Source organism: Nocardia sp. NPDC050710 (genome assembly GCF_040654375.1).
Taxonomy (GTDB): Bacteria; Actinomycetota; Actinomycetes; order Mycobacteriales; family Mycobacteriaceae; genus Nocardia.
Map to the genome: position 1 here is coordinate 75,646 of NZ_JBFAHV010000016.1, position 23,738 is coordinate 99,383.

At 69.9% G+C, this 23,738-nt stretch carries 2 protein-coding genes (both only partly in view); both read right to left on the reverse strand.

The window, feature by feature from the left end; genetic code table 11:
* Positions 1–12,595, reverse strand: partial view of a non-ribosomal peptide synthase/polyketide synthase gene (locus AB0H61_RS24675; RefSeq protein ID WP_357308506.1) — the start only. Its footprint begins 12,779 nt before the window's first position; only the first 12,595 of its 25,374 coding nucleotides appear in the window; it begins with the start codon at positions 12,593–12,595; its stop codon lies off the left edge, out of view.
* A protein-coding gene (locus AB0H61_RS24680; RefSeq protein WP_357308509.1) for a non-ribosomal peptide synthase/polyketide synthase crosses the window boundary here: on the reverse strand, positions 12,595–23,738 show its 3' portion. The gene runs 6,667 nt beyond the window's last position; 11,144 of the gene's 17,811 nt are visible here — the last part of the coding sequence; its start codon lies off the right edge, out of view; the stop codon is at positions 12,595–12,597. Before AB0H61_RS24680 ends, AB0H61_RS24675 begins: the two co-directional genes overlap by 1 nt.

The window sequence follows — 23,738 nt, forward strand, 5'->3', positions numbered from 1 at the left end:
CCACCATGAACAGCGAAACACCGTGCAGGCGTGCCAGATTCGCGGCGGCGGCGGTGAGCTCCGCAGAGACGGCGAATTCGACGGCGGCGCCGCGGCCGGTGGCCACCGGCGGCCGCGGCCGATCGGCGGGCAGTTCCAGAACCGGCGCGAGACCGGCGAGTTCCGAACTCCAGTAGGCGATCTGGCGCGCCAGTAGCGATTCGGGATCATCGGCGGATCCGAGCACCTCGTGCTGCCACACCGTGAAGTCGGCGTACTGGACCGGCAGTGGTGTCCATCGCGGTGCCGCGCCGTCGACGCGGGCACCGTAGGCCACCATCAGATCGCGGGCCAGTGGCGCGGTGGAGACACCGTCGGCGGCGATATGGTGCACGACCACGACCAGGACGTGGTCGGCCGGGCCGACGCGGAACAGCTTGGCACGCACCGGCATCCGAGTGCGCAGATCGAAGCCGACCGCGGCGGCCGCGAGGACGGCGTCGAGCAATTCCGCCTCGGCGACCTCGACCAGAGGAAGCACCATCTCCGGCAACGCGGCGCCGGAGAGCACGACCTGCGTGGGACCGGCATCGTCGGCGGGGAATACGGTGCGCAGCGACTCGTGCCGTTCGATCACATCCCGCAGCGCGGCGCGCAGCGCCGATTCGTCCAGTGCTCCGGTCAACCGGATGGTGATCGGGATGTTGTAGACGGCGGACTCCGGTTCCAACCGGTTGAGCAGCCACATCCGGGTCTGCGCGGGCGACAGCGGCAGTCGCGCGGACCGCTCGCGAGCCACCAGCGCGGGGCGGTCGGCGCGCGAGTCCAGCCGGGCCGAATATGTCACGCGGACCGCCAATTCCGCGACGGTGGGGGCCTCGAACACCTCCCGTACGGTCAGCGCCGCGCCGAAGGCGGCATTGGCCCGCGCGACCAGGCGCATGGCCAAGAGCGAATTGCCGCCCCTGGCGAAGAAGTCGTCGTCGGCGCCGATGCGGGCTCGCGCCCCGACCAGGTCGGTGATCAGTGCGGCGAGTACGGATTCGACGCCCTCCCGTGGCGCCCGGAATTCGACCGCGGTACCGGTGAATTCGACCGCGGGCAGCGCCGCGCGGTCCAGCTTGCCGACCGAGGTGAGCGGCATCTGCGCCAGCACCGCCAGATGCGCGGGCACCATATAGCCGGGCAGTCGGTCGCGCACCGCGTCCAAGACCGAATCCGCGCTGAGATCGGCCCCGCTGACATAGCCGACCAGGCATTCGTAACCGGCGGTGTCCTTCGCGAGCACCACCGCGGCATTCGTCACCCCGTCGACCGCGGCCAGTGCGGACTCGATCTCGCCGAGCTCGATCCGCTGACCGCGCAGCTTCACCTGGAAATCGTTGCGGCCCAGATAGACCAGGTCACCCTCGCGATTCCACTTCACCAGATCGCCGGTCCGGTACATCGACCGGCCCGGTACGCCGAAGGGGTCGGCGACGAACCGCTCCGCGGTCAGACCCGCGCGGCCGTGGTAGCCCCTGGCCAGCTGGTCCCCCGCGAGGTAGAGCTCACCGGTGACACCGGCCGGTACCGGCCGCAGCCGCGCGTCCAGCACGTAGGCGCGGGTATTCCAGCAGGGACGTCCGATGGCGACATCGCGGTCCGACGCCCCATCCGCATCGGTGAATTCGTGATAGACGGCGGAGATCGCGGCCTCGGTCGGGCCGTACGCATTGTGCACGGCCCCGTCGAAGGACTCCCGGATGGCGGCGAGCAGATCCGGGGTCAGCGCCTCGCCACCGCAGTGCAAATGGCGGAAGGACCGCAACGCGTCGCCCATACCCTCGCCGATCAGGGCGGCGAGCACCGACGGCACGTATTCGGCGATGGTGATGCCGTGTTCGCGCAGCAGCCCCGCGAAGTAGGCCAGATCGAGATGTCCGCTGGAGCGGGCGATCACCAGCGGCGCGCCCACCGCGACGGGCAGGAAGCACTCCCACACCGATACGTCGAAGGTCAGCGGGGCACGTTGCAGAATCCGGTCGTCGGCCGTCACGCCGTACCGGAATTCGAGCCAGCGCAACTGATTCATGATGGCGCGGTGGCTGACCGCGACGCCCTTGGGACGACCGGTCGACCCGGAGGTGAAGAGCACGTAGGCGATATTGTCCTGTCGCAATGCCGCGGTCCGTTCCGCGTCGGTGACCGGCGCGGCGTCGAAGCCGCTCAGGTCCAGCGCGGCGAGCTCGATCACCCTGACACCGGGCAGTTCCGGCAGTTCCGCGCCGCCGACCGCGAGCACCAGCGCGGATTCGGCGCTCTCGACGACCTGTGCGATGCGGTCGGCGGGATGGGCCGGATCGATCGGCAGGTAGGCGCCGCCCGCCCGCACGATGGCGTACATGGCCACCAGCATCTCCAGTGAGCGCTGCGCCGCGAGTCCGACTATGGTCTCCGGTCCGACACCCGCCGCGATCAGCCAGCGGGCCAGGCGGTTCACCCGCGCGGCCAGCTCGCCGTAACTGAGCTCGGCTCCCTCGTATCGGGCCGCGATGCCGTCGGGTTCGGCGGCGGCGCGCGCGGTGAGCAGATCGTCCAGGGTTTCGTCCGGCAGTGCGCGGGCGGTGGCGTTGCGGTCCGAGAGCAGCAGGCCGCGTTCGGCCACCGACATGAGCTCGACCGCGCCGACCGTGGTCCGGATGTCACGGGTCATGGCGCGCAATACGCGTTCGAAGCCCGCCAGGAATTCGGCGATGGTCTCCGCATCGAACAGGTCGAGCGCGTAGTGCAGGTGCATATCGATGCCGTCGGGGTTGCCGTCGGCGTCGTAGCGATCGGTCAACGTCCAGTCCAGATCCAGCTGGATGGGCGCGGGGCCGACCTCGAGCGCGGCGAAGGCCAGCCGGTGCAGCTGGAAGTCGGGCTTGGCCTGGTTCTGGAGGGTCAGCGCGACCTGGTAGAGCGGCGCATGGGCCTGCGAGCGCACCGGATTGACCACGTCGACGAGTTGCTCGAACGGCACCGCGGCATGGTCGAAGGCGGCCAGATCGGCGGCGCGCACGGTCGCCAGCAGCTCGGCGAGGCGGGCGTCGGGGCGTACCTCGGTGCGCAATACCAGGGTGTTGACGAACATGCCGACGAGTTCGTCGAGCGACTGATCGCCGCGACCGGCCACCGGGGTGCCGATCACCACGTCGGTGGTCGAACCCAGGCGGCTCAGCAGCACGGCGAGCGCGGTGTGCAGCACCATGAACGGGGTGACCCGGTGGGTCGCGGCCAGATCCTGGATCTCGCGGTGCAGTGCCGCGTCCAGCTGCCCGGTTTGAGCGCCGCCCCGGTTGGTGGCGATGGCGGGCCGGGGCTGGTCGGTCGGGAGCGTCGATACCTCGGGCAGGTCGGCGAGCCGGTCGGTCCAGTAGGCCGATTGCCGGGCCAGTACGGACTTGTCGTCGTCCATCCGGCCGAGCGCGGCGCGCTGCCAGATCGCGAAATCGGCGTACTGCACCGGCAGCGGACCCCAGTTCGGGGTGGTGTTCGCGCAGCGCGCGACGTACGCGGCGGCCAGATCGCGGGTCAGCGGCGCGAAGGACCAACCGTCGGCGGCGATGTGGTGGACCACGAACAGCAGGACGTGCACCTGCCGCGCGGGTCCGGTCGCCGTATCGTCGTCCACCCGGAGCAGGCGAACGCGCAGCGGGACCTCGCTGGTTACGTCGAAGCCCGCTCCGGCGGCGGCGGCGATCAATTCGGGCAGCTCCGCGGCCCGCACCGTGCGGTCCGTCAGTTCGACCAGGCGGGTGCCCGCGGGCAGCACCACCTGCGTGGCGGCGCCGTCGCGTTCGGGATAGATGGTGCGCAGCGTTTCATGCCTGCCGATCACATCGGCGATGGCCGCCGCCAGCGCGGGCACATTCAGCGTGCCGGTGAGCCGGAGCGCGAACGGAATGTTGTATCCGCCGCTCGCGGTGTCGAATCGGTTCAGGAACCACATGCGCTGCTGGGCGATCGACAGCGGGATCGCGCCGTCGCGGTTCTGCGCCGTCAATGGTGGCAGCACCGCCAGTGCGGTATCGGCCCGCACCGGTGCGAGGGTGAGCAGCTGTGCCAGTTCGCGCACGGCGGGCGCGTCGAAGATGGTGCGCACCGGGACATCCGAGCCGGTCGCCCTGGTCAGTCGTGCGGCGAGCTGGGTGGCGATGAGCGAATTGCCGCCGAGTGCGAAGAAGTCGTCGTCGGCGCCGACCCGGTCGGCGCCGAGTAGCGCACGGAAGGTGTCGGCGACCAGGGCTTCCGCCGGACCGGACGGTGCACGGAATTCGGTGGATGCGGCGGTGGGGGCGGGCAGTGCGGTGCGGTCCAGCTTGCCGGAGGCATTGACCGGGAACTCGTCGAGGACCACGTAGGCGGAGGGCACCATATATCCCGGTAGTCGCCGGGTGAGTTCGGCACGCACGATGTCGATATCGAGGGAGCCGTCCGGCACCAGGTAGCCGACCAGCTGATCACCGGTGCCGTGGTCGTCGCGCACCAGCACCACCGCCTGTGCGACGCCCGGCCCCGACAGCAGCGCCGCCTCGATATCGCCGAGTTCGATGCGCAGACCGCGCACCTTCACCTGGAAGTCGGTGCGGCCGAGGAACTCCAGCTCACCGGTATCACCGCGCTGCCAGGCCACCAGGTCACCGGTGCGGTACAGGCGGGCGCCGGGCGGGCCGAAGGGGTTGGCCACGAAGCGGTCCGCGGTCAGATCGGCACGGCCGAGGTACCCGGTCGCCAGTTGGTCACCGGCCAGATACAACTCGCCCGGTACACCCGCGGGCACCGGGCGCAGTCGCGCATCCAGCACATAGACCCGGGTATTCCAGACCGGCGCGCCCATCGGCACGCCGCGTGTATCGGCGTCGGTCACCTCGTGATAGGTGACCTCGACCGCGGCCTCGGTCGGGCCGTAGAGGTTGTGCACCCTGGCCCCGGTGAGTACCCGCATTCGCTGCGCGGTGGCGGCGGGCAGCGCCTCACCGGAGCAGAAGACATGCCGCAACGACGGCACATCGACCTCATCGGCCACGAATACAGCGAGCATGGACGGCACGAAGTGGGCCGCCGTAATCGCCTCGCGCCGCATGAGTTCCGCGAGATAGGCGGGATCGCGGTGGCCGTCCGGACGCGCCAGCACCAGGCGCGCGCCGACCTGCAACGGCCAGAAGAACTCCGGCACCGAAACGTCGAAGGTCACCGGTGTCTTCTGGAGCAGCGCATCCGAGCCGTCCAGCGCGACGTGCGCGGACTGCATCCACCGCAGCCGGTTCACGATCGCGGCGTGACTCACCGCGACACCCTTGGGTCGCCCGGTGGACCCGGAGGTGAAGATCACGTACGCGGTATTCGCGGGCCGCAGCGGCGCGCGCCGGTCGGCGTCGGTCACCGGGGCGGCGGAGAACCCGGACAGCTCGAGCCGATCGATACGCACCTGCGTACCCGGCAGATCCAGGTCCGCACCGGAGGTCAGCACCGTGACCGGGATGGCCGTATCGAGGATGTGGCCGGTGCGCTCGGCCGGGTGATCCGGGTCGAGCGGCACATATCCGCCGCCCGCGACGGTGACCGCGTACATGCCGACGACCAGGTCCACCGAGCGCCGCATACCGAGCGCTACCAGCGAATCCGGCCCGACACCCTGGGCGATGAGCCAGCGCGCCAGCTGGTGCACGCGGTCCGCCAGCTCGGCGTAGGACAGGGTTGTCCCCTCGAAGCTCAGTGCGGGTGCGTTCGGGGTGCGGGCGACCTGGGCGGCGAACAGCGCTGGGAGCGTGTGGGTCCGGTCGGATCGATGCTCGGTGTGGTTCCAGCGCCGCAACACCTGGGCGCGCTCGGTCGCGTCGAGCAGTTCGATATCGCCGACGCGCACCCGCGGATCTGCGGCGACGGTGGTGAGCACCCGCCGCATGCGGGTGAGGAAGGTCGCGATGGTGGCCGCGTCGAACAGGTCGGTGGCGTAGCGCAGGCTGCCCGTCAGTCCGCGGGATTCGGCGGTCTCGCCGAGTACGAGGTGCAGATCGAATTTTGCTCCGTCATCGGCGATCTCGACCGGTTCCACGGTCAGCCACGGCCCCGCCGCGGCGGGGCTGCCCGGGGTGAGCCGTGCGGCTTCGCCGAAGCTCAGCAGCACCTGGAACAGCGGATGCGCGCCGGTATTGCGGTCGACCGCCATGGCGTCGACCAGCCGCTCGAAGGGCAGTTCGGCATGCGCGAAGGCGGCGAGATCGGTGTCGCGGACCTGTGCGAGGAAATCGGTGAAGCGCGCGTCCGCGGCGACCCGGGTGCGCAGCACGAGCGAATTGACGAACATACCGATCAGCGCGTCGAGTTCGCGTTCCCCTCGTCCGCCGACGGGTGCTCCGACGACGATGTCATCGGTGCCGCTCAACCGCGCGAGGGTGGCCGCGAATGCCGCGTGCACGACCATGAACAGGGTGGCGCCACCGCGCTCGGCCAGCGCGCGCAGTCTTCCGGTCAGTTCGGCGTCGATCACGAAATCCACCGCCGCCCCGCAATGGGTCGGCAACGCGGGCCGGGGACGATCGGTCGGCAGCGCGAGATCGGCGGGCAGCCCCGCCAGCGTCTCACGCCAGTACCGCAGTTGCTGGTGCGCGAGATCGCCCGGGTGGTCCTCGGAGCCGAGCAGCCGGTGCTGCCACAGGCTGTAATCGGCGTACTGCACCGGCAATTCGGCCCAGTCCGGGCGCTGGCTGATCAGCCGGGCCTGGTAGGCCCGGGTCAGATCGGCGACCAGCGGCGTCATCGACAGCGCGTCGGCCGCGATGTGGTGTACGACGAAGATCAGCACGTATTCGTCAACGGACGCTCCCCGGCCGTCCTCGATGCGGCCGACGGTCAACAGCGCTACCCGGGACGGTATTTCGGCGGTCACGTCGAATCCGGCGCGGACGATCGCGGAGATCGCCTCGGTCAGCTGGGCGGGCTCGACGGGTACCGGGTTCAGGGTGAGCCCGATCTCGCCGCCGTCCAGGATCGACTGATATGGGCCGTCCTCGTCCGCCGGGTAGTAGGTCCGCAGTGATTCGTGTCTGGCCAGCACATCCAGTACCGCGCGTTCCAGCGCGACCACATCCAACCGGCCCTGCAGCCGCAGCACCACCGGCAGGTTGTACACGCTGTCGGCGCCGTCCTGGCTCTCGATCCGATTCAGGAACCACAGCCGCTGTTGTGCGGGTGAAAGTGGCACCCGGTCCGGGCGCTGCTGCCGGACCAGCGGCAGCCGCGGCGCACCCGCCCGGCTCAGCTCGTCGACCGCGGCGGCGAAGGACTCCACGGTCGACGCCTCGAACAGGGCGCGCACCGGAATCCGAACGCCGATGGCCGCACCGGTTCGCGCGGTGACCTGGGTGGCGTCGAGCGAGCTGCCGCCGAGTGCGAAGAAGTCGTCGTCCAACCCGACCCGCCGCACCCGGAGCACTTCGGCGAAAACCGACGCCACCACCTGTTGGGCGGTATCGATCGGCGCGCGAAACCGCTTGGCCCGCAGCACCGGAAGCGGCAGCGCGTTGCGGTCCAGTTTGCCGCTGGTATTCAACGGGAATTCGGCAAGCTCCACCAGCGCGGTGGGCACCATATAGGCGGGCAGGCGGCGCGCGAGTCCGTCCTTCACCGCGTCCGGGTCCAATTCCGAACCGGGTGTGCGGATCACATAACCCGCCAGATACTCGCCGGTATCGGCGGTGATCAGGCGTACCGCGGCCTGACCCACCTCCGGCGCGGCGAGCAGCGCGGTCTCGATCTCGGCGAGTTCGATGCGCTGGCCGCGAAACTTGACCTGGAAATCCACCCGGCCCAGATACACCAGCTCGCCGTCCCGGCTCCAGCGCACCAGATCGCCGGTGCGATACATGCGTTCACCGCCGGCCCCGAAAGGGTTGGCGACGAACCGATCCGCGGTCAGATCCACCCGACCGTGGTAGCCGCGCGCCAGCTGATCACCGGCCAGATACAGCTCCCCCGGCACTCCGATCGGGACCGGATGCAGCCGCGAATCCAGCACATACAGCTGCGAATTCCACTCCGGCTCACCGATCGGCACGAGCGGGTTGTCCTCGGTGGTGACCTCGCGATAGGTGATCGAGACGGCGGCTTCGGTCGGGCCGTACAGATTGTGCAGTCCGGCCGCGCAGACCGCGCGGAAGGCGGCCACCGTTTCGGGCGGCAGCGCCTCGCCGATGACGAAAACATCGCGCAGCGAATCCAGTTCGCCCGGTTCGGCGTGCGCGGCGAAGACGGCGAGCATGGCGGGCACGAAATCGGTCAGCGTGACATTATGACGGGCAATGGTTTCCGCGATGTAGCGCGGATCCCGATGCCCGTCCGGAGTGGCCAGTACGAGGGTCGCGCCGGCGCGCAGCGGCAGGAAGTAACCCCATAGCGACACGTCGAAAGTGGTCGCGGTCTTCTGCAGATAGACATCCCCGGTGCGCGGACGGTATTCGTCGTGCATCCAGGCCAGCTGGTTGGCGATGGCGCGGTGGGTGACCGCGACGCCCTTCGGTGTGCCGGTCGAGCCGGAGGTGAAGATGACGTAGGCCGGATGTTCGGGGTGCAGTACACCGCGACGTTCGCGCTCGCCGATCTTGCCCGCCGCGAACTCCGTGAGGTCGAGTTCCTCGACGTAGCGCACCGCGATCGAATCCGGTGCGGTGAATCCGGCCGCGCGCGTGGTCAGTACGGAATGTGGGCGCGCGGTATCGAGAATGTGGCCGATGCGTTCGGCCGGGTGCGCCGGATCCACCGGCACGTAGGCGCCGCCCGCGCGCAGCACCGCGTACATCGCGACGACCAGTTCGATCGAGCGCGGCATCGCAAGCACGACCAGCGATTCCGGCCCGACCCCGGCATCGATGAGCAGCCGGGCCAGCCGGTTGGCCCGCTCCGACAGCTCGGTATAGGTCAGGGCGGGCGCGGCCGCGCCGTCGCCGATCAGCGCGATCGCCCCGGGGGCGCGGCGGACCTGGTTGTCGAAGCCCTCGTGGAGATAGCGATCGGCGACCCGGTGCCCGCTGGCATTCCAACTCGACGTGACGTAGTCCAGTTCGCCCGCGTCCAGCAATTCGATATCGCCGACCGCGCGGTCCGGGTCGGCGACCGCCGCGCGCAACAGCCGGACGAATTTGATGCCGAATTCCCGCACCGTCGCCGCGTCGAACAGATCTGTCGCGTAGGTGAATTCGGCACGATAGCCCGAATCCGACGCCGCGGGCTCCGACAGTGTGAGCTGGAGATCGAATTTGGCGAAGCCGGGATCGAAGTCGAGCAGCCGCGCGGCGAGGCCGGGCAGATCGAGCGCGATCGACGCCATATTCTGCATGAAGAGCGCTACCTGGAACAGCGGGTGCCTGGCCTGCGAACGGGCGGGGTCGAGCACCTCCACCAGCTGTTCGAACGGGACCTCCGCATGGGCGAAGGCGCGCAGGTCGCGCTCCCTGGCGTGCGCGATGAGTTCGGCGAATGTCTCGGCGGCGGGCACCGCGGTGCGCAGCACCAGGGTGTTGACGAACATGCCGGCCAGCTCGTCCAACGCCCGATCACCGCGACCGGCGACCGGGGTGCCGATCGCGATATCGGTGGTTCCGGAGAGCCGGGCGAGCAGGGCGGCCAGTGCGGCGTGCAGCACCATGAACGGTGTCGCGCCGCAGTGCGCGGCAAGGCCGTCGACGGCGGTCCGCAGATCGGCGTCGACGACGAATTCGTGGGTGGCGCCGCGGTAGGAGGAGATCGCCGGGCGCGGCCGGTCCGCGGGCAGATCCAGTTGTGCGGTCAGCTCCGCCAGTTCGGACTTCCAGAAGGCGAGCTGACGGGCCGCGGCCGATTCGGGGTCCTCCGGCTCGCCGAGCACCTCCCGCTGCCACAGCGCGTAATCCGCGTACTGCACGGCCAGCGGCTGCCAGGCGGGCAGCCGACCGTCCCGGCGCGCGTCGTAGGCGGTGATCAGATCGCGCATCAGCGGTTCCATCGATACGCCGTCGGCGGCGATGTGATGGACCACCAGCACCAGCGTGTGGTCCTCTGGTCCGCTGCGCAGCAGCCGCACCCGCACCGGGATCTCCTCGGCGACATCGAATCCCTGTGCCGCGACATCCACCACGGCCGCGGTGAGCGCGGATTCGGGCACCCGGGTCGGCGACAGGTCGAATACCGCGTGCACCGAGCGGATCGACTGCACCGGACCCGCCTCGGTCTGCGGGTAGACGGTGCGCAGGATCTCGTGCCTGGCCACCAGATCGGTAATGGCCGCCGAGAGCGCGGACAGGTCGAGCGGACCGCGCAGTCGCAGCGCCACCGGAATGTTGTCCACCGCGGCGGTATCGAAATCGCGCCCGGTTTCACCCGCGCCGAAGCGGTTCAGGAACCACATCCGGCGCTGGGCGGGTGAAAGCGGAAGGCGATCCGGCCGTGGCCCCGCCACCAGCGGCGGCCGCCGCGGCGCGGAATCGGCCAGGGCGGCCACCGCGCTCACCGTGGGATTGTCGAAGAAGTCACGCACATCGATGGAGATGCCCAGCGCCGCACCGACCCGCGCGATCGCCCGGGTCGCGATCAGCGAATTGCCGCCCAGCTCGAAGAAACCGTCGTCCGCGCCGATCCGTTCCGCGCCGAGCAACTCGCCGAAAATCGCCGCCACCGCCCGTTCCGCCTCGGTGGCGGGTTCGCGGAACGCGCCGGCGCCGGCGCCGAATTCCGGATCGGGCAGGGCGCGGCGGTCCAACTTGCCATTGGCGCTGAGCGGCATTTCGTCGAGCACCCGCAGCAGCGACGGCACCATGTACTCGGGCAGGTGCCGACGCGCATCATCCAGCACCGCCGCGGTATCGATCGGTACGCCCGCCGCACCGACCAGATAGCCGACCAGGTGATCACCGCTCGCGTGCCGGTGCAGCACCACCGCGGCCTGGGCCACCTGTTTGCCGCGCAGCAACGCCGCCTCGACCTCGCCCAGTTCGATACGCAGACCGCGCAGCTTGACCTGGAAGTCGGTGCGGCCCAGATATTCCAGTCCGGCGGGGCCGCCGTCGATATCGGTCACCCAGCGGACCAGGTCGCCGGTGCGGTACATCCGATCGCCGGGAGCGCCCTCCGGATTGGCCACGAACCGGTCCGCGGTCAGCCCGGAACGCGCCACATAGCCGCGCGCCAGTTGCACACCCGCGAGATACAGCTCGCCGACCACGCCGCTGGGCACCGGACGCAGATTGTCGTCCAGCACCAGAAGGTCGGTGTCGTCGGCCGGTGCGCCGATCGGCACCGTGGTGCTGTCGGCGGCGGTCACCTCGTGCGCGGTCACGTCGACCGCGGCCTCGGTGGGGCCGTACAGATTGTGCAGGGTGGCGCCGCTGACATCGCGGAAGGCCGCCGCGGTCGCGGCGGGCAGTGCCTCACCGGAGGCGAAGACCAGCCGCAACGTTCGCGCCGCCGCCTCGACCTCCGGCTCCGCCACGAATACCGCCAGCATGGACGGCACGAAATGGGCGACCGTGATCGCGTTTCCGGCGATCGTGCGAGCCAGATAGGCCGGGTCCCGGTGGCCCTCCGGCGCGGCGATCACCAGCCGGGCGCCGACCTGCAACGGCCAGAAGAACTCCCACACCGACACATCGAAGGTGAACGGCGTCTTCTGTAGCACCACATCGTCGGCGCGCATCCGGTACAGCCGCTGCCGCCAGCGCAGGTTCGCCATGATCGATCGGTGCGAGACCGCGACACCCTTCGGGCGTCCGGTCGAACCGGAGGTGAAGATGACGTAAGCGGTGTTGTCGGCGGCCGCACGCCGCCCGATCTCGGCCGCATCGGCCGGATCCGCGGCGCGGGACTCGAATTCGTCGATGCGCAGTACTCGGATATCCGCCCCCAGTTCCGGCTCGTCGCCGGAGGTGGTGAGGACCAGCACCGGGGACGCGACCTCCAGCGCATACGCGATGCGCTCGGCCGGATGCTCCGGATCGACCGGGACGTACCCGCCTCCGGCCTTGAGAATGGCGTACATGCCGATGAGCAGTTCGAACGAGCGTCGAACGGCCAACCCCACCAGCGCATCCGGACCGACACCCGACTCGACGAGGTGCCGGGCCAGCGCCTCGGCGCGGGCATCGAATTCGGCGTAGGTGAGCGTGGCGCCCGCGTACTCCAGGGCGACCGCGTCCGGTGTCCGCCGCACCTGCGCCTCGAATTCGGTGACCAGCGTTTCGACCGGGGCGAATTCGGTTGGCAGCAAGGCACTCGCCGCCACCAGCGCGTCGTCGAGCAGCTGCTCGAGCACCGCGCCCAGTGCGCCGTCACCGGCGTCGAGCAGGGCGGGCAGCTGTCCGGAGATCACCACCGGCACCAGCGCCTCGGGGCCGAGGCCGCCGCCCATCGCCTCGGCGAGCATGGTGATCTCGGCGGCCAGTGCCGCATAGCTGATGGTGGTGCCGTCGTGGCGCAGCGCGACCCGGTCGGGCGTCAACTCGGCGACGGTCTCGATGAGCCCGGGTAGATCGTCGATTCCGTAGGCCCGTCGCAGAGCCGGATGGTTGTACATCTCGGTGCGACGGCCGAGCCCGCTGGATGTGACCGATTCTGCTGGGGACATCAGCTAATTCCTTCCGAATCGACTTCCGGGTGGCCGAGCGCGGCAACCGACCGCGCGTCATCGAGCAGGGTGCGCAGGGCCTCGGCGAGACCACCACCGCCCAGCGCGGCCAGAACACCGGGCACCAGCCCGGCCAGGGAGACGTTGATCAGGGCTTCCGGTTTCGCCGCGGCGCCCATGGCCTTTGCCACCGTCGTCAGCTTCGCGTCCAGCTCGCGGTAGGTGATCGCGCTGGCGCCGTGCCGGAAAGCGATGGCCTCCGGCGCGATCCGCGCCGCGGCCGCGAGGAGTTCCGGCAGGTCGGCGCTGGTCGCCGCCGGTGCGGTGACCGGTTCGGGAGCCGTGGCGGGCGGGGTTCGTTCGGCCTCGGTGCGGATGTCGATGGCGCGCAGGGCAATCGACGGCTTTTCCACGACGGTCGCGAAGATGCCCAGTAGTCGTTCGGCGCAGCGCTCGATGGTGGTGGCGTCGAATATGTCGATGGCATAGCCGAACCGCAGGTCGAGTCCGGACAGTACGCCCTCGGCGTCGAACCGCTCGATGCCGGTGAGTTGCAGGTCGAATTTGGACTCGCCCAGATCCGGGTCGAGCACCTCGACTTCGAGGCCGGGCAGCGTGATACGGCCGGTCGACAGATTCTGGAAGGTGAACATCACCTGGAACAGCGGCGTGTACGCGCTGGACCTGGTCCGTCCCATGGCCTCGACGACCTGCTCGAACGGCACCTCCGCGTGCGATATGGCCGCCAGATCCCGCTCCTTGGCCTGCCGGAGCAGATCCGCGAAGCTCGCCCGCGGATCGACTTCGGTGCGCAGTACGACGGTGTTGACGAACATGCCGATCAGATCATCGAGTTCGCGGGCGCCGCGGCCCGCCACCGGCGCGCCGATGGCGATATCGGTACTGCCCGAGAGCTTGGCCAGCAGCACCGCGAAAGCGCCGTGGATCAGCGTGAACAGCGTTGTGCCGTATTCCCTGGCGAGCCGGTCGAGTCGTCCGGCCAGTTCTCCGTCTACCTCGAAATCGACTGTCGCGCCGCACATTTCGCGGCGTGCGGGCCTGGGCCGATCGGTCGGCAGCGCCAGCAGCTCCGGCAGACCGGCCAATTCGCCGGTCCAGTAACCCAGTTGGCGGGCGAGCAAGCTGTCCGGATCGCCGTGCGAGCCGAGCAAGGCGCGCTGCCACTCGCTGTAATCGGAGTACTGGATATCGAGCGGCGCCCAGCCGGGTGCCCGACCCTCGGACCGATCGACGTAGGCGCGCATCAGGTCCCGCGTCATCGGCGCGATGGAATAGCCGTCGGCGCCGATGTGGTGCAGCACCACCACCAGCACCCACTCGGCGACGCCGATCTCGAACAGCGCCGCCCGAACCGGGGGCGCGGCCGTGATGTCGAATCCGAGGGCGACGAACTCGCTGATCCGAGTGTGGATATCACCGTCACGCACCGGAATCGGCCGCAGATCCGGCCTCGGCGCCACGGCTGGCAGGACTTCCTGCACCGGCCCGTGCGCGGTATCGGGGTAGCGGGTGCGCAGGGTCTCGTGCCGCGCGACGATATCCGCGACGGCGGCGGCCAGCGCCGCATGATCCAGTGCGCCGGTGAGCCGGATGGCGGCGGGGATGTTGTAGGCGGCCGACTCCGGCGCGAGCCGATTCACCACCCACATCCGCTGCTGCGCGGGCGACAGCGGGACGGGTGCGCTACCGGTGCGCCGGACCAGCGCGGGTCTCGCGTCCGTGCCGTCCATGGCCGCGATGCCCGCGGCCAAGGCCGCCACCGTCGGCGCCTCGAACACCGTGACCACCGGGAGATGGATGCCGAGCGCGGCGCCGAGCCGGGCGACCAGTTTGGTGGCCAGCAGGGAGTTACCGCCGAGCGCGAAGAATTCGTCGTCGAGCCCGGCCGCCGCGATGCCGATCACCTCGGCGAAGGTGGCCGCCACCAGCTTTTCCAGTTCGGTGGCCGGTGCGCGGAAGGCGGCCTCGACGAAGACCGGCTCGGGCAGCCGCGCCCGATCCACCTTGCCGTTGGCATTGAGGGGCAACGCCGTCAGCGTCACGATGGCGGTGGGCACCATATACGTCGGCAGTTCGGCGGCCACCGCGGTGCGCAGTCGCGCCGCGAGTTCGGGATCCTCGGACCGATCTTCGACCGCCACATAGGCGATGAGGCGCGCGCCCGCCCGCTCGTCCCGGTGCGCCACGGCGACCGCGGCCCGTACCTCCGGCCGACGGCGCAGTGCCGTCTCGACCTCGCCGAGTTCGATGCGGAAACCGCCGATCTGTACCTGGAAATCGGCGCGCTCCAGGTATTCCAGCGTGCCGTCCGGCCGCCAGCGCGCGATATCGCCGGTCCGGTACATCCGATCCGCGCCCGACACGAACGGATCCGCGACGAACCGGTCCGCCGTCAGCCCCGGCCGCCGCTGGTAGCCGCGGGCCAATTGCCGCCCGGCCAGGTACAACTCGCCCGCCACCCCGACCGGCACCGGCCGCAGCCTGCCGTCCAGCACGTACACCCGGCTGTTCCAGGCGGGTGCGCCGATGGGCACGGTGTGCCGGGGTTCGTCGCGGACTTCGTAGGCCGTGATGGATACCGCGGCCTCGGTCGGGCCGTACAGGTTCCACAGCCGAGCCCGGCCGTCTGCGGCACGCAGGAATTCGGTCGTGGTGGCGGGCGGGAGCGCCTCGCCGATGGCAAGCACATGCCGCAACGCGGCGGGCGGCGCGGCCTCCGGTGCGGCCGCGAGCAACATGCCGACCAGCGACGGTACGGCGTGCAGCACGGTCACGGCGTACCGGTTCATCAAGGTGCGCAGGCGATCCGGTGCGCGCTCGGCCCCGGGCTCGGTGATGATCAACCGGCCGCCGGTCGTCAGCGGTGACCAGAACTCCCACACCGACAGATCGAAGGTCGCCGGGGTCTTCAGCAAGACGGTGTCGTCCGCGCCGAGCGCGAAATGTTCGCGCAGCCAGCTCAGTTGGTTGACGATCGCCGCATGCGCGACGGTGACGCCCTTGGGTAGGCCGGTCGAACCGGAGGTGAAGATCACGTACGCTGGATGGCTCGGAGTCAGCGGGCTGATCCGCTCGGCATCGGTGACCGGGCTCACCGGATACGCCGCGAGGTCCAGTCGGTCGATCTCGAGCGTGGGCTGCCCGGTCTCGATCGGCACGCCGTCCGCGGCCGTGGTGAGAATGCAGGCGGGTGCGGCGGTTTCGATGATGTAGGCGATGCGGTCGACCGGATGGTCGGGATCGATCGGCACATACGCGCCACCGGCGCGCACCACCGCGTACATGGCGACGACCAGCTCGATCGAACGGCGCATCGCGAGCACCACGGTCGCCTCGGGACCGACGCCCTCGGCAATCAGTGTGCGCGCCAACCGGTTCACGGTTGCCTCGAAATCGCCGTAGCCGAGGGTCCGCCCGGTCACCGCGTCGATCAGGGCGACCGCCTCCGGCGTCCGTGCGGCCTGCGCGGCGGCGAGGTCGGCGAGCGTCACCGACGGCACCGGATGGGTCGTGCGATTCCAGTCGTCGAGCAGCCGAGCCCGTCCCGCCGCACCCAGCAGATCGAGGTCGCCGACGGGCGTCTCCGGCGCCCGCGCCACCGCGTCGAGCATCCGGCGCAGCTGCTCGGCGACGCGGTGCGCGGTCGCCGACTCGAACAGGTCGGTGGCATAACCGAGGGTCAGTTCGATGCCCGCCGGTGCGCCATCGGCCTCGTAGCGGTCGACGGCGAACAGGTGTAGGTCGAATTGCGCGATACCGCTGTCGAATTCGATCTCGCGAACCTCCAGTCCCGGCAACCGCAGCGTGCCGCGCTCGTGGTTCTGGAAGGAATAGCCGACCTGGAACAGTGGATGCCGAGCCGTCGAGCGCTCCGGATTCAGCACCTCGACGAGTCGCTCGAACGGCACATCAGCGTGGGAGAACGCCGCGACGTCGGCCGCACGCACTCGCGCGAGCAGCTCCGCGAACGACTCCGCGCCATCGACCAGGGTGCGCAGCACCAGGGTGTTGACGAACATGCCGATTACGTCGTCGAGCGCGGCCTCGCCGCGGCCGGCGATCGGCGTGCCGACGGCAATATCGGCGGTGCCGGACAGCCGCCCCAGCAGTGCCGCGAAGGCGGCCTGCACCACCATGAACAGCGTCGCGCCACGGCGTCGGCCGAGCGCCACCAGCGCCGCGTGCAGTTCCGCGTCGACCATCCAGGTGACCTTCGCGCCGCGCAGGCTCTGCCGGGCCGGACGCGGATGATCGGTGGGCAGCGTCAGCTGGTCGGGCAGCCCGGCCAGCGTCTCGGTCCAGTACCCGATCTGCCGGGCCGACATCGATTCCGGATCATCCTCGGCGCCGAGTAGTTCCCGCTGCCACAGCGCGTAATCGGCGTACTGCACCGCGAGCGGGGCCCAGCCGGGCGTCCGATCGTCGAGCCGGGCGCCGTAGGCGAGCATCAGGTCACGCACGAACGGCGCGATGGAGGAGCCGTCCGCGGCGATATGGTGCAGTACCGCGGCCAGAACGTACTCGGTGCTCTCCGGGCCGCCGACCTGCCACAGCCGCAGCCGAACCGGCACCTCCGACGTCACATCGAAGCCGGTCTCGGCCAGCTCCCTGATCCGTCCCGGCAGCCGCGCCTCGCTCACCTGCACCGGGTACAGCGCCGGAATCGCCTGCGCGACCGGCACGATCTGCTGTATCGGAGTGCCGTCCAGCTCCGGGTACCTGGTCCGTAGCGATTCGTGCCTGGTGAGCACATCGCCGAGCGCGGCATGGAGCGCGGCGACCCGCACCGTGCCGGACAGCCGCAGCGCCAGCGGGATGTTGTAGGCGGTCGACGCGCGATCGAACCGGTTCAGGAACCACATCCGCTGCTGCGCGGGCGAGAGCGGAATCCGGCCGGGGCGCGCACCGGCCACCAGGGCCGGTCGGGTCGGGCCCGCCTCCAGCGCGATCACGGCCGCGGCCAGGTCGGCGACCCGCGGCGCGTCGAAGAGCGCGCGCACCCCGACCGTTCGCCCCAGCCCCGCACCGATCCGCGCCACCGCCTTGGCGGCCAGCAGTGAACTGCCGCCGAGCGCGAAGAAGTCATCGTCCGCGCCGACCTGCCGCTCCTCCGCGGACAACCCCAGCACCTCGGCGAAGGCCCCCGCGACGATCTCCTCGGCCAGACCGGTGGGCTTGCGGTAGGTGGTGGCCTCGAAGACCGGGGCGGGCAGCGCGGCACGATCGAGTTTTCCATTGACCGTCAACGGGATTCGATCGATCACCACGATCGCCGCGGGCACCATGTGCTCGGGCAGCCCGCGACCGAGCACTTGGCGCAGCGCCGCGGTGTCGATGGGCCCGGTACTCACGACGTAGGCGACGATGCGCGCCTCGTCCACCAGATCGGTGCGGACCACCGCCGCCGCCTCGCGAATCCGCGGCGCTCCCGAATCCAGCAGTGCGGCCTCGATCTCGCCCAATTCGATCCGGAATCCGCGCAGATTCACCTGCTGATCGGCGCGGCCCAGATACTCCAGATCACCGTCGGCGGTCCAGCGCGCGAGATCGCCCGAACGGTAGGCGAGCGAACCGTCGGCGCCGTACGGATCGGCCACGAACCGGCTCGCGGTCAGCGCCGGCCGCCCCAGGTAGCCGCGCGCCAATTGCCCGCCGGAAACATAGATTTCGCCGGGAACCCCGACCGGGACCGGACGCAGCCGGGTATCGAGCACCCGAACCACCAGACCCGGAACGGGACCGCCGATCACGCTGGCCGCACCCGTGCCCGGCTCGATCGGCCGGTAGGAGACGTGCACCGTGGTCTCGGTGATGCCGTACATATTCACCAGCCGCGGTGTCCCCGGGTACCGGGCGAACCAGCCCTCCAGGCGCTGCGGCTCCAGCGCCTCCCCGCCGAAAATGATGGCGCGCAGCGCGAATTCGGCCGGTTCCCGCGCCGCGTCGGCCGCGATGAGCTGATAGAACGCCGACGGCGTCTGGTTCAGCACCGTCACCCGCTCGGCCACCAGGAGTTCCCGGAATTGTTCGGGCGAACGCGAGGTGAAGTAGTCGACGACCACGAGCCTGCCGCCGTGCAGCAGCGCACCCCACAGCTCCCAGACCGAGAAATCGAAGGCATAGGAGTGGAACATGGTCCACACATCCGATGGCCCGAAGTCGAAGTCGCGACGCGTATTGTCCAGCAGCCGCGCCACATTGCGGTGCGCGATGACAACGCCCTTCGGCTTGCCGGTGGATCCCGAGGTGTAGATGACGTACGCGGTATGCGCCGGGTGCAGCGGCGCGCGGCGGTCCGCATCCGACAGCGGCGCCGGATCCAGTTCGCCGAGATTCGCGGCATCGACGTCGAGTACCGGGCCGCCGAACCAGTCGCGCGGCAACTCGGTGGCGGCACTGCCGATCGCGCAGATCGGCCGGGCGTCGTCGAGCATGTATTCGATCCGGTCCGCCGGATAGTTCGGATCGATCGGCAGGTAGCCGCCACCCGCCTTCACCACCGCGAGGAGCGCCACGATCAGCTCCACCGAACGCGGCAGCGCCACCGCCACCAGGGATTCCGGACCGACCCCCGCGGCGATGAGCCTGCGGGCCAGCCGGTTGGACCATGCGTCGAGCTCGGCGTAGGTCAGCGACCGATCGCCCGCCCGCACCGCGACGGCGGCCGGGTCGATCGTCGCGGCCGAGGCGAACCGGTCGGCGAGTGTTCCGGTCGTCGCGGCCGCATCGGCACCGCTGCGTGACCACTCGTACAGTGCCCGCTGCTGCTCTTCGCCGCTCAGCAGCTGGATATCGCCGACCACCACGGTGGCGTCGGCGGCGATCGCGGCAAGTACCTGGGTGAAGCGCCGGGCCAGCACGGCGACGGTGCCCGCGTCGAACAGGTCGGTCGCATAGCCGATCTCGATCGCCATACCGTCGGCGCGGCCGTCGGCGTCGTCGGCCTCGAGTACGGTGAATAGCAGATCGAATTCGGCCGCGGCGGTATCGAAGTCGACATGGGCGACCCGCAGTTCCGCCAATTCCAGATCGGGCAGCGTGAAGTTCTGCAAGGTCAGCGCGACCTGGAACAGGGGATGACGGTTCTGTGCCCTCGTAGGTGCGACGAGATCGACGACTTGCTCGAACGGAATCTCCGCGTGCGACAGCGCATCCAGATCCTGGCCGCGCACCGTGTCGAGCACCGTCTCGAAGCGGGCCCTCGGATCGATCCTGGTGCGCAGCACCAGGGTGTTCACGAACATGCCGACCACCCCGTCGAGCTCGGCGGCACCGCGACCCGACACGGGGGTGCCGATCGCGATATCCGAGCCACCGGAGAGCCGGGCCAGCAGCACCGCGAGCGCGGCGTGCAGGGTGCTGAACAGCGTGGTCTCCCGCTTACGCGCCAATTCGCGCAGTTCGCCGTGCAGGTCGGAGTCGATGCGGAGGCGGTGGACGCCGCCGCGAAGGCTGGAGACGGCCGGGCGCGGCCGATCCGCGGGTAGCTCCAGTTGGTCGGGAAGCCCGGCCAGGGTGCGCCGCCAATACTCCAGCTGGCGGTGTGCCATGGAGTCGATATCCGTTGCCGCACCAAGTGTTTCGGCGTACCACAGCGTGTAGTCGGCGTATTGCACGGGCAATGGCGCCCAGTCCGGCGCCTGCCCGCGGTGGCGAGCCGCGTAGGCGGTCATGAGGTCGCCCGCCAGCGGGCCGAGGGAGAACCCGTCCGCCGAGATATGGTGCAGCACCAGGACGAGCACGTGATCCGCCGGGGTGATGGTGAACAGATGTGCCCGCATCGGCAGGTCGTGCGTCAGATCGAAAATCGCGGCGGCGCACTCGGCCAATCGCGCGGTCAGTTCGGATTCATCGATCGATTCCGGCCGCAGCGCCGGAATTGACTGCGCCACCGGCAGAATCAGTTGCTCCGCGCCATCCGGTTCGTCGGGGTAGCGGGTGCGCAATGACTCGTGTCGTGCGATCACGTCGGCCAGCGCGGCCGCCAGCGCCGGTGCGTCCAGCGCCCCGGTCAGGCGGAGTGCGACGGGAATATTGTCGACCGCGTCGCCCGGACCGGCCTCGGTGTCGGCCAGGAAGCGGTTCATGAACCACATGCGCTGCTGCGCGGGCGAGAGCGGAATCCGCTGCGGCCGTGGTCGTGCCGTCAGGGCGATGCGGCCGCCCTGTCCGCGCAACCGTTCCGCACGATCGGCCAGTTCCGCCACGGTCGGCGCGTCGAACAGCATTCGGACCGGCACCCGCGCGTCGACGGCGGCCCCGAGCCGGGCGACCACCCGGGTGGCATTCAGCGAGTTGCCGCCGAGTGCGAAGAAGTCGTCGTCCAGTCCGATGCGAACGGCATCGTCACCGGCCGCGATGCCGAGCACTTCGGCGAAGATCCGCGCGACCGTCTCCTGCACCGCGGTGACCGGCGGGCGGAACGCGATGGGTTCGACGACCGGTGCGGGCAATGCCTTGCGGTCCAGCTTGCCCGAGGCATTGAGCGGGAATTCCGGCAGCAGTACATAGGCGGTGGGCACCATATAGGCCGGAAGTCGGTGCGCCAGTGCGGCTTTAACCTTCTCCACCTCGAGCGCCGGATCGGCGGCTACGAGATAGGCGACCAGCTGGGACCCGTCGCGCACCAGCACGGCGGCCTGAGCTACCGCCTCCAGCGCCGTGAGCGCCGCCTCGATATCGCCCAGCTCGATCCGCAGACCGCGGACCTTCACCTGGAAGTCGGTGCGGCCCAAGTACTCCAGCTCACCGGCGCGGTTCCACGCCACCAGGTCGCCGGTGCGGTACATCCGTGCGCCATCGATACCGAACGGATTCGCCACGAACCGATCACTCGTCAGATCCGGCCGCCCGGCATAGCCGCGCGCCAGCTGCGCACCGGCCAGGTACAGTTCGCCCGGCACGCCGACCGGCACCGGCCGCAGCCGCGAATCCAGCACGTACACCCGGGTATTGGCGACCGGCACACCGATCGGCACCGTCAGCGTATCGGCATCGGTCACCTCGTGATAGGTGACATCCACGGCCGCTTCGGTCGGACCGTACAGATTGTGCACCCGGGCACCGGTGAGCTGCCGCAGCCGCTGCGCGGGTCCGGGGGGCAGCGCCTCCCCCGAGGCGAAGACCAACCGCAGCGCAGCGCACCGCACCGCTGCCGGATCCGCGACGAACACGGCGAGCATCGACGGCACGAAATGTGCCACCGTGATCCGTTCCCGCTCGATCACCTCGGCGAGATAGCCTGGATCGCGATGTCCGTCGGGTGCGGCCACTACCAGCCGCGCGCCGATCTGCAACGGCCAGAAGAACTCCCACACCGACACGTCGAAGGTCGCGGGGGTCTTCTGCAACACCGCGTCGTGCGGGGTGAGCTCGTAGGCGTTCTGCATCCACACCAGCCGGTTCACGATCGCCGCATGCGACACCGTGACACCCTTCGGGCGACCGGTGGAGCCGGAGGTGAACAAGACATAGGCGGCATGTCCCGGCCGCATCGCGGCGAGCCGATCCGCATCGGTGAGCGGCGCGTCCGAATAGTCGTCGGTCTCGAACTGATCCACATCGAGCACCGCCCACGGCCTGCCGTCGACCGGCAGCTCCAACCCGTCCCCGGTGCGGCTCAGCACGCATACCGGGCGGGCGCCGCGCAGCACGTAGCCGATCCGCTCGGCCGGATGCTCCGGATCCACCGGCACGTAGGCGCCGCCCGCGGTCAGCACCGCGTACATGGCGACGACCAGATCCAGCGACCGGTGCATGGCCAGGACCACGGTGCGATCCGGCCGGACCCCGATCGACACCAGCAGCCGCGCCAGCCGATTCACCCGGCTCGCGAATTCGGCGTAGGTCAGCGACTCGCCCTCGAAGGTGAGCGCGACCGCATCCGGTGTGCGGGCCAGTCGCGCCTCGAACAGCGATACCAGTGTCGCACCGGCACCGATCGGGCGGGTGGTGGCGTTCCAGGTGTCGAGCAGCAGCGTGCGCTCCGCGGCGGAGAGCGGATCGATATCACCGACCGGCAGCAGCGGATCGGCCGCGACCGCGTCGAGCACCCGCTGCCATCGGGCCGCGAAGGACGCGATGGTCTCGGCGTCGAAGAGATCCGTGGCGTACTCGAAGACCGCGGCGAGACCGGCGTCGGCATTCTCGCGCAATGTCAGCTGCATATCGAATTTCGCGGTCCCGGTGTCGATATCGAGCTCCGAGACGGCGAGGCCGTCCAGTTCCAGGCTGGTCCGCGCGGTGTTCTGGAAGTCGAGCATCACCTGGAACAGCGGGTGCCGCGCCGCGGACCGCTGCGGGTCGAGCACCTCCACCAGCCGCTCGAACGGCACTTCGGCATGGCCGAAGGCCCGCAGATCGGCATCGCGCACCGCGGCCACCAATTCGGTGAAGCTCAGCTCCGGGCGCACCTCGGTGCGCAGAACCAGCGTGTTGACGAACATTCCGACCACGTCGTCGAGCGCCCGATCACCGCGCCCGGCGACCGGCGTGCCGACCGAAATATTCTGCTGTCCGGAGAGTTTCGCCAGCAGGATGACGAAGGCCGCGTGATACACCATGAACAACGAGGCGTTGGCCCGCGCCGCGAGCACCCGCAGCCGCCGATGGGTCTCGGCGCCGATGGTGCAGGCGTAGCGTGCGCCGCGACCGGAGGCCGCGGCGGGGCGCGGCCGATCCGCGGGCAGCTCCAGCACCTGGGGCAGCTCGGCGAGTTCGGCGCCCCAGAACCGGATCTGTGCCGCGATCAGCGAATCCGGATCGTCCTCGGCACCGAGCGTCTCCCGCTGCCACACCGCGAAATCGGCGTACTGCACCGGCAACGGATCCCAGTCCGGTGCCGCCGCGCCGCGACGAGAGCCGTAGGCGCGCAGGAGATCCCGGGTGAGCGGTGCGATGGACCAGCCATCCGCCGCGATGTGATGTATCGAGACGACAAGGACATGCTCGTCGTCGCCGGTCCGCAGCAGAACCAGCCGGACCGGCGGCGCCTCATCGACGGCGAAGGGTACGGCCGCCACGGCCCTGATCCGCTCGGGCAGGTCGGCCGGTGCCACGCATTCGACCTCGAGGGCGACCGTGGACTGCTCGACAGGCAGCACTTCCTGTCTCGGAATACCCT